This window comes from Intrasporangium sp., from assembly GCF_035688975.1.
Lineage (GTDB): Bacteria > Actinomycetota > Actinomycetes > Actinomycetales > Dermatophilaceae > CALMNV01.
This window is the reverse complement of record NZ_DASSMH010000034.1, coordinates 1-9,193: the sequence shown is the minus strand read 5'-3', so window position 1 is coordinate 9,193 and position 9,193 is coordinate 1. Positions and strand designations below refer to the sequence as shown.

6 protein-coding genes are annotated in these 9,193 nt (G+C 74.0%); 4 read left to right on the top strand and 2 right to left on the bottom strand.

Translation table 11 applies throughout. The annotated features are described in order from the left end of the window. The 3 genes from rfaE2 to VFJ94_RS03610 all read left to right on the top strand — a co-directional run. On the top strand, positions 1-1,066 hold a 1,066-nt coding region (gene rfaE2 / locus VFJ94_RS03620), incomplete at its 5' end, for a D-glycero-beta-D-manno-heptose 1-phosphate adenylyltransferase (RefSeq protein ID WP_325002825.1). A 1-nt stretch (position 1,067) separates the two neighbouring features. Beyond that, positions 1,068-1,751, top strand: coding sequence for an SDR family oxidoreductase (locus VFJ94_RS03615; protein WP_325002824.1), 684 nt, complete (start codon positions 1,068-1,070; stop codon positions 1,749-1,751). A gap of 56 nt (positions 1,752-1,807) precedes the next feature. Then, entirely contained in the window at positions 1,808-2,749 is a 942-nt protein-coding gene (locus tag VFJ94_RS03610; RefSeq protein WP_325002823.1) for a glycosyltransferase family 9 protein, read from the top strand. 72 nt (positions 2,750-2,821) lie between these two features. Here VFJ94_RS03610 and VFJ94_RS03605 read toward each other — a convergent pair whose 3' ends face one another. Both VFJ94_RS03605 and VFJ94_RS03600 read right to left on the bottom strand, forming a co-directional pair. Further along, positions 2,822-3,799: a UDP-glucuronic acid decarboxylase family protein gene (locus VFJ94_RS03605; protein WP_325002822.1), complete on the bottom strand. Its 978-nt coding sequence runs from the start codon at positions 3,797-3,799 to the stop codon at positions 2,822-2,824. Continuing rightward, positions 3,796-4,650, bottom strand: a complete 855-nt coding sequence (locus VFJ94_RS03600; RefSeq protein ID WP_325002821.1) for a sigma-70 family RNA polymerase sigma factor — start codon at positions 4,648-4,650, stop codon at positions 3,796-3,798. Before VFJ94_RS03600 ends, VFJ94_RS03605 begins: the two co-directional genes overlap by 4 nt. 347 nt (positions 4,651-4,997) lie before the next feature. Here VFJ94_RS03600 and VFJ94_RS03595 point away from each other — a divergent pair. Continuing rightward, on the top strand, positions 4,998-9,193 hold a 4,196-nt coding region (locus VFJ94_RS03595), incomplete at its 3' end, for a DNRLRE domain-containing protein (RefSeq protein WP_325002820.1).

Here is a 9,193-nt window from a genome sequence, read left to right as displayed (position 1 = left end):
CGTCCTCAGGGCCCTGGAGGAGGCCGGAGCCGTTCTTGTCGCGGACTACGGGCGAGGGGCGGTCGAGGCACCCGGCATACGGGGGGCCCTGACCGCACTCGCGCGGACGGTGCCCGTCACGTGGGACCCGCACCCGCGCGGTGGCGCCCCCGTGCCCGGGGTCCGGCTCGCCACGCCCAACCGCGCCGAGGCGGCCGGCTTCGCGGCGCGCCACGGTGACGACGGGCGGGACGCGGGCGGGAACGCCGGCGGTGACGCCGGCAGCAGCCTCGCCACCGTGCGCCGCCATGCTGACCTGCTCGTCGGCGCCTGGCAGGCCTCGGCGGTCGCGGTGACGCTCGGCGAGCGCGGCGCCCTGCTGTCCTACGGCAGCGGCACCCCGGTCCTCACGCCGGCCCCCTCGGTGCCCTGCGCGGACCCGTGCGGTGCTGGTGACCGGTTCGCGGCCACCGCCGCCCTCAGCCTCGCGGCCGGGCGGGTGACGACCGAGGCCGTGCAGGACGCGGTAGCGGCGGCCGCGGCCTACGTCGCGGCCGGGGGCCCGGCCTCGCTCACCGCCGGACCCGCCCCCGACGCAGGCCGGCCGGAGCCTGGCCGCGTCGAGGAGGTGCGCCGCCGCGGCGGCGTGGTCGTCGCGACCGGGGGCTGCTTCGACCTGCTGCACGCCGGGCACGTCGCCACGCTGCGCGCTGCGCGCAGCCTCGGAGACTGCCTCGTCGTGTGCCTCAACTCCGACGAGTCGGTGCGCCGGCTCAAGGGGCCGACGCGGCCGCTCGTGCCGGCGGCCGACCGGGCCCGGGTGCTCCAGGCGCTGGAGTGCGTCGACGCCGTCGTCGTCTTCGAGGAGGACACGCCGGCCGAGGTCCTGCGCCGGGTCCGGCCCCACGTGTGGGCGAAGGGCGGGGACTACGCCGGCGCCGACGTGCCCGAGGCTCGGGTGCTCGAGGAGTGGGGCGGACAGGCCGTCGTGCTCCCGTATCTGCAGGGCCGCTCGACCACCGCGCTGGTGCGGACCGCGGCCGCCACGACGGCAGCACGAGCTGCCGACACAGGAAGGAAGAGCTGACATGCCACTCGGAACCGTGCTCGTCACCGGAGGCGCCTCTGGCCTCGGTGCCGCCGTCGTCGACGCCGTCGCGCGGGAAGGCGGCCGGCCGGTCATCCTCGACCGCTTCCCCACAGGCTCGGGCCACGACGAGGTCTGCGTCGACCTCGTCGACGCCCGGGCGGCCGAGGAGGCGGTGCGCGAGGTGTCGCAGCGGGTCGGGGGCCTCGACGCGGTCGTGACCTGCGCCGGGACGGACTCGTGCGGGCAGTTCGGCGACGTGGGCGGCGAGGACTGGGACCGGGTCGTCAAGGTCAACCTCCTCGGCACCGCCGCCGTCGTCAGGGCGGCCCTGCCCGACCTCGAGGCGCGCCACGGCCGCGTCGTCACCGTGGCCTCCACCCTCGGCCTGCGGGTGCTCAGCGACGCCACGGCCTACTGCGCGTCGAAGTTCGGGGTCATCGGCTTCTCCCGCGCCCTCGCCGTCGAGACGCAGGGCCGCATCGGCGTGACGACGCTCGTGCCGGGGGGCATGCACACCGCCTTCTTCGACGGCCGCGACGAGCAGTACAAGCCGGGGCCGGACGCCAAGCTCAACCAGCCGCAGGACGTCGCGAGGGCGGTGATCTTCGCCCTCCAGCAGCCGCCGGGCTGCGAGGTGCGCGAGCTCGTCATCACCCCGTCGGTGGAAGGCTCCTGGCCCTGAGCCGCCCCGTCGCCCTCGTCCTGCGGGCGCTCGGGCTCGGCGACCTGCTCACCGGCGTGCCGGCCGTGCGTGCCGTCGCCCGGGCGCTGCCGGGGCACGAGGTCGTGCTCGCCGCACCTGCCGTCCTCGAGCCGCTCGTGCGGCTCTCGGCGGCGGCGGACCGGCTCGTGCCGGCCACCGGCCTCTCCCCGCTGCACTGGCCGGGGCCGCCGCCAGACGTCGCCGTGAACCTCCACGGCAAGGGGCCACAGAGCCACCGGGTGCTGCAGGCGCTGCGGCCGGGCCGGCTCGTGGCCTTCGCGTGCCGGGAGGCCGGCGTCCCCGGCCCGGCCTGGCACGCGGGCGAGCACGAGGTCCGGCGCTGGTGCCGGCTCGTGGCGGAGGAGGGGTGGCCCGCAGACCCGCAGGACGTGCGGATCGCGGCGCCTCCCGCCCCGCCGCCCGTCGCTGGGGCGGTCGTCGTCCACCCGGGCGCCGCCCACCCGTCACGGCGCTGGCCGCCGGAGCGGTTCGCGGCTGTCGCCCGGTGGGCGGCGGGCCAGGGGTGGCCGGTGGTGGTGACAGGAGGGGCGCAGGAGCGGACGCTCGCCGAGGAGGTATGCCGTGCAGCCGGCCTGCCGCCGGAGGCCGCCCTCGCCGGGCGCACCGACCTGGCGGGACTCGCGGCGCTCGTCAGCGCCGCACGGCTGCTCGTGTGCGGCGACACGGGCGTGGCCCATCTGTCGACGGCATACGGCACCCCGTCCGTGCTGCTCTTCGGGCCCGTGCCGCCGGCGGAGTGGGGACCGGTCACCTCGGGTCCGCACACCGTCCTGTGGCACGGCCACGGTCGTCGCGGCGACCCGTGGGGAGACGTGGCCGACGCGGCGCTGCTGCGGATCACCGTCGAGGAGGTGGTCGAGGCGGCCGGGCTGCGGCTGGCGGCATACCCCGAAGGCACGCGCGCAGCCCGCCCGCACGCGGGCAGCCCGTCGGCACGCGCGCACGCTCCGGGGTGAGCGGGTGCCGACGCGGTGAGCGGGTGCCGACGCGGTGAGCGGGTGCCGACAAGGTGCGCGCGTGGTCTGGCCTCAGCCGCCCGGGTGGCCCAGCCTCCGAGCCTCGAGCTGCCCCCTGAACCACTCCAGCGTCCGCTTGAGCCCCTCGTCGGGACCGACCACCGGCCGCCAGCCGAGCAGCCGCTCGGCGCGCGCGGTGTCCGGCCGGCGCACCCGCGGGTCGTCCTGCGGCAGGGGCACGAAGGTGATCTCCGACGACGTGCCGACGAGGTCACGCACCGTCTCGGCGAGCTCGAGCATGGACACCTCGTAGGGGCTGCCGATGTTGACCGGCCCGGCGTCGTCGGCGGCGGCCAGGGCGCGGATGCCCGCGACGGTGTCCGTAACGAAGCAGATGGAGCGGGTCTGGCTGCCGTCACCCGCGACCGTGATCGGGTCCCCCGCGAGGGCCTGGGTGAGGAACGCCGGGATCGCCCGGCCGTCGTCGAGCCGCATCCGGGGCCCGTAGGTGTTGAAGATCCGCACGATCCCCGTGTCGAGACCCCGGCTGGTCCGGTATGCCGTCGTCAGGGCCTCGGCGAAGCGCTTCGACTCGTCGTAGACGCTGCGGGGGCCGACGGGGTTGACGTTGCCCCAGTAGGTCTCCGGCTGCGGGTGCAGCAGCGGGTCGCCGTAGACCTCGGAGGTCGAGGCGAGCACGAACCGGGCCGCCTTGCGCTCCGCGAGGTCGAGCGCGTTCATGGTGCCCATGCTGCCGACCCGCATGGTCTCGATGGGCATCGCGAGGTAGTGCGGCGGCGAGGCGGGGGAGGCCAGGTGCAGCACCCAGTCCACGTCACCCGGGACGTCGAGGGGCTCGCAGATGTCGCGCTGCAGGAACTCGAAACCGGGTCGGTCGAGCAGGTCCGCGACGTTGTCCTGCCTGCCGGTGAGCAGGTTGTCGACGCAGACGACCGAGGCCCCGTCGTCGAGCAGCGCTTCGCAGAGCCAGGACCCGACGAAGCCGGCCCCTCCGGTGACGACCACCCGGCGCGGCGGGGTGGCGCTCACCCGAGCTGGTCCTTGAGCCCGGCGAGGATGCGGCTGAGCAGGCGGGACACCTGCACCTGGCTCAGCCCCACGCGGGCGCCGATCTGCTCCTGGTTCCACTCGCCCACGAAGCGCAGGTGCAGGATGCTGCGCTCGCGGTCCGGCAGCCGCTTGAGCAGGGGGCTCAGGGTGACTCGCGCCTCCACGGCCCGCATCCGGTGGTCCTCCTCGCCGAGGAGCTCGCCGCGGGTCGTGTCGCCGTGCTCGACGAGCGCCACGTCGAGGGACGTCGGGGCGAAGCACCCGTTGGCCCCGAGGGCCTCGATGACGTCGCACTCGTCGACGTCGAGGTGCGCCGCGAGCTCCGCCGGGCGGGGGAAGCGCTGCAGCCGCTGCGTGAGCTCCGGCGTGGCCGCCGTGATCCGACTCTGGCAGTCCTGGACCCGCCGCGGGGGTCGCACGGCCCACCCGCAGTCGCGGAAGTGCTTCTTGAGCTCGCCCCGGATCGTCGGCACGGCATAGCCGAGGAAGTCACCGCCCAAGGACGTCCGGAACCACGCGACCGCCTTGACCAGCCCGAGGCACGCCACCTGGAGGAGGTCCTCGTCGGCGACGCCGCGGCCCCGGTACTGCGACGCGAGCGACCGGGCGACGCCCATGTTGAGCAGGACGACCTCCTCCTGGATGCGCTTGCGCTCCTCGGCGTCCCCGGCGTCCTCGGCCTGCTGCAGGAGCAGCGCGCTCAGCTCGGCGCGGTCGCTGGCCGACGTGGAGCCGCTGCTGGGGAGGCGGCCCGGTGCGGTCCTGGGCGGCCGGGTGGGCGATCTGACGGGCGGGCTCTGGGGCAGGTGGTGCTCGGGCGTCGGACCCATGGTTCCCTCCGTGTGGGGCTGGGACGGGGTGGTGCGCTCGTGCCTCGCGTCGCTCCCAGCGCGTACCCGGTGTCCCAGCGGCGAAACGCCCGACGCTTCGATGTCGAAGACTTCCTTTGGCGCGGGCTCGTCGCCTCCCGACCTGGCCCCGATGAGCGTCCCGCAGGCGGTATGCCGCCGGTCGAGGCGAGGATTGGGCGTCAGCACTCTGCTCCTGGGCGGGACCACAGCCAGTCAGGTTGGCCCTCCACCGCTCTGTGGTGTACGGTTCGCCCCGATATGCGCCCATGTGGTAGCGGATGCGCCGGGTGTTGAGTCGGCCGGTGGCCGAGACAGGGGATCGGTCCGTGGGTGCGTCTCGTCGGTGGGTTCGGCTCGTCACGTCGTCGGTGGCGTTGGCCGCGTTGGTGGTCGTGGACGCCTCCGGGGGTGACGTGGCCGCGGCCGCGCCGGTCGCGGCCCCAGCGGCTGCTCCGGCACGGGCGCAGACTGGCGAGGCTGTCGACCTGGTCTCGGCGCGGGTCGCGGCCCGGGCGCAGGGTCACCGGGTGGAGGCGTTGGGCGAGCGGACCGACACGACGACGACGTGGGTCAACCCGGACGGGTCGCTGACCACGGAGGTGTCCGGGGCGCCGGTGCGGTTCAAGGACCCGGCGGGGCGATGGCAGCCGGTGGACCTTGACTTGAAGACGGCCGGCACTGATGTGGTGCCGGTCTCGAGCGACCTGGGCGTGCGCCTGTCCGCCGGAGGGGCGGCCGGCGGGGATGTCGCGTCGGTGGACCACGGCGCCGGCCGGGGCGTGTCCTGGGCTCTTGGCGGAGGCCTGGGCGCGGTGAAGCTGCCGGCGCCGGTGCTGGCTGGCCGGGTGGCGACGTACCCGAACGTGCTGCCCGGGGTGGATGTGCGGGTGAGCGTGCGCCCGTCCGGGTTCGAGCAGGACTTCGTCATCAAGGACCGCGCGGCCGCGGACCAGCTGGCGGGGATCACCGTGTCCGGCGGTGGTGCTGGCGCGGGCTCGTTCTCGATCCCGCTGAAGACCAGGGGCTTGACGGCGAAGGCGAGCGCGGACGGCGGGGTGGCGTTCGTGGACGGCAAGGGCAAGCAGGTCTCGGTGGTCCCGCCGGCCGCGGCGTGGGACGCGAGGCTCGACCCGCGTTCGGGGGATCCGGCGAGCGTCTCGCCGGTGAAGCTGTCGGTGGCGCAGTCGAGCCCGGGTCAGGCGGTGCTGACGGTGACCCCGGACGCGGCGTGGCTGGCCGATCCGGCGCGGGTGTTCCCGGTAACGATCGACCCGGTGTACGCGTCGATGACGGTGACCCCGTCGTTCGACACGTGGGTGGAGAACACGTACACCACGGATCAGTCGGCATCGACGGAGCTGAAGGTCGGCACGTTCGACGCCGGCTCCTCGGTCGCCCGGTCCTATCTCAACTTCCCGACCACGGGGTTTCGGAACCTGAAGGTGGAGTCGGCGCAGCTGTCGGTCTATGAGACGTGGTCCTACTCGTGCACGGCGCGGGCGATGAACGTCTTCAGCTCTTCCGGGGCGAGCACGAGCACCCGGTGGACCTCGCAACCTAGTGTGGGGGCCACGGTGTGGGGTTCGGTCACCACCGCGAAGGGGTTCTCCTCGACCTGTGCTGCCGGGTGGGTGCAGGTGCCGTTGACGTCGTTGTTCCAGACGCTGTCGACCAGTACCGGCACCTCCTCGACGGTGCTGCTCAAGGCCGCCTCGGAGACCGACAGCGCCGGGTGGAAGAAGTTCTCCTCGATGGAGGGCGCGAACCCGCCGAAGTTCACCGTGACCTATGACCGCAAGCCGAACGCGGCGGCGACCCCGGATCTGGGCGGCACGACCGACGGGGCGAACTCGTACACGATCCCGGGCACCGGCACGGTGCAGCTGTTCACCAGCGACTCCACGCCGAGGCTGCATTCCACGGCGACGGACCCGGACGGCAACCAGGTCGCGGTGACCTTCGAGGTGCACAACTCGACCGCCGTCTCGGGCACGTCGCTGGTCGCCTCGTGCAGCACGGGGTGGGGGCCGTCCGGCACCGCCGGGGTGTCGTGCTCCCCGACGACGGCGTTGGCGGAGAACAGCACGTACTACGTGCGGGCCGCGGTCAAGGACGACCAGGGGGTGTGGAACGGGACGTGGTCGCCGTGGCGCACCTTCTACACGCAGTGGTCAACCCCGCCCACCCCGAGAGTCTCGTGCGACAACGGGTACGCCAACGGGACCTGGACCGACGCCGACCCGGCCGGCACGGTGACGTGTGCGATCACCGCCGCCGGAGTGTCGGGCACGTATTCCGCCCCCGGCTACCTGGATGTCACCGTGGACGGGGTCAAGCAGTCGCGGCTGGCGATCACCGCGACCAACGACTGGGCCGTCGTGCACAAGACGTACACGTTCCCGGCCACGGCCAAGGGCTACCACGAGATCAAGGTGACCGGGATCTCGCGGGCGCTGAAGTCCTCGGCGCAGGCCAGCTACGGCTTCGGCTGGGGCGCGGCCTCGATGAGCACCCCGACGAGCGGGACGGCGTCCTCGGGCAAGGTCAAGGTCGCCGCGGGTGGCCCGCCGAAGGGTTCGGCGACCGCCGTGACCGCGAAGGTGCAGTGGCGGGTGGCCGGCTCCGGCAACGAGGCCACCGGCTGGACCGACTCCTCGGCCGCTGCGGTGAGCGTGACCCCGACCTCGACGAGCGCTCCGGCGGCCTACACCGGCGTGTTCGACCTGTCCACCGCGACCCGGGAGGCCGGCGCGTTGGCAGATGTCCCCTCACGGACGCCGGTGCGGCTGGACGTGCAGGTCTGCTTCACCTACACCGGTGGCACGGGCGGGTCCTCGAGCGTGCAGTGCACGTGGTCGCAGTCGCCCGCGACGGTGACCAGGCTGCCGCACGCGTTCGGGGCCGGGTACCCGACCAGCGACGCGGCCGGCGCCGGGCAGGTCGCCCTGTACACCGGTGAGCTGGCCGCCGACGCCACGGACGTGTCGGTGCCTGGGTACGGCGGCGCCATCACGCTGTCGCGGTCGCACACCTCGTTCGCCGGCAACGGCACCGCCGCCGACTGGCCCGCTGACCCCGCCACCGGGGTGTTCGGGCCGGGCTGGACCGCGAACCTGGAAGGCAACCAGGCCGGCCTGGCCGGTCTGCAGGTCATCGACAGCATCGGCGTCGACGGGTCGATCGCGTTCGTCGACGGGCAAGGTAACCCGCTGGTGTACGCGAACTCGGGCGGCACCCGCACCTACCCGACCGGCACCCAGACGTACGTGCCGGCCACCGACGACACGCTCGCCGCGGCGATCAGGCTGACCACGACCGGCACCGGCACCGGAACCCGGCTGAGCCTGACCGAGCAGGACGGCACCACGACGACGTGGAAGCCGCGCGCGGCCCCGTCCACGGCGGGCACCACGTGGCAGCCAGACACCATCTCCGAGCCCGGCCAGAGCGGCACCACGACCTTCGGCGACACCAACAACGACGGACGCATCGACCGTGTCGTCGCGCCCGTCCCGGCCGGGATGACCGGCACCTGCCCGACCTCGGGCGCGCTGTCGCGGGGCTGCCGCGCCATCGACATCACCTACGCCACCGCCACGACCGCGACCAGCACCACCCCCGGGGACCACGCGGGCCAGGTCAAGACGGTCAGCGCGTGGCTGTGGGACCCGGCCGCGAACAGCAACGCCGGCGCCATGGCCACGACGGGCGTCGCGACCTACAGCTACGACACGCTCGGACGCCTGGTGACGGTGCGTGACCCGCGCACCGGCATCGGCACCGACTACACGTGGGGCACCGCAAGCGCCGAGACCCGGATCGCGTCGGTCCGTCAGGCCACCCCGGCCAGCACCACGCTCGCCGCGACGAAGCTGGCCTACGACACCGCCGGCAAGCTGACCCAGGTCACCCGGGAGAACCCCGCCGCGGGGCAGCCGGACGTGACGGTGGCCCGGTACGTGTACGCGGTGCCGACCTCCGGCACCGGTCTGCCCGACCTGAGCGACTCCGCCACCGGCGTCGACGCGTGGTACCAGGCGAAAGCCCCCGTCACCGGGTACGCCGTCTTCGGCCAGGACTACACCGGGACCGTTGCCGGCTCCGGAACCAGCTGGCCCGGGGTGGACTGGACCTACGCCGACCTGTCCTACGTCGATGACCTGGGCTACACCGTCAACACCGCCGCCTACGGCGCCGGCGCGTGGCAGGTCACCTCCACCGACTACGACACCAGCGCGGGAGCCGGCGCCGGCAACACCGTGCGCACCCTGGACGCCTCCGCGGTCGCCGACGTCGAGGCCAAGGCCGGCACCCCGGACGCGCTCGATGCCGCCGGGGTCGACGCGATGTCCACCCAGACCGTGTACAACACCGAGATCAAGGACGCCACCTCCGGTGCGGTGACCCTGCCTCGTGGGTCCCGCGTCACCGACACCTACGGACCGACCCGTGAGGTCGTGCTCGCCGACGGCACCACCGTCCCGGCCCGCCCGCACACCCACACCGACTACGACCAGGGCGC

Coding starts and splice junctions, on each gene's coding strand:
- VFJ94_RS03615 (WP_325002824.1), top strand. CDS start 1,068: ATGCCACTCGGAACCGTGCTCGTCACCGGAGGCGCCTCTGGCCTCGGT.
- VFJ94_RS03600 (WP_325002821.1), bottom strand. CDS start 4,650: ATGGGTCCGACGCCCGAGCACCACCTGCCCCAGAGCCCGCCCGTCAGA.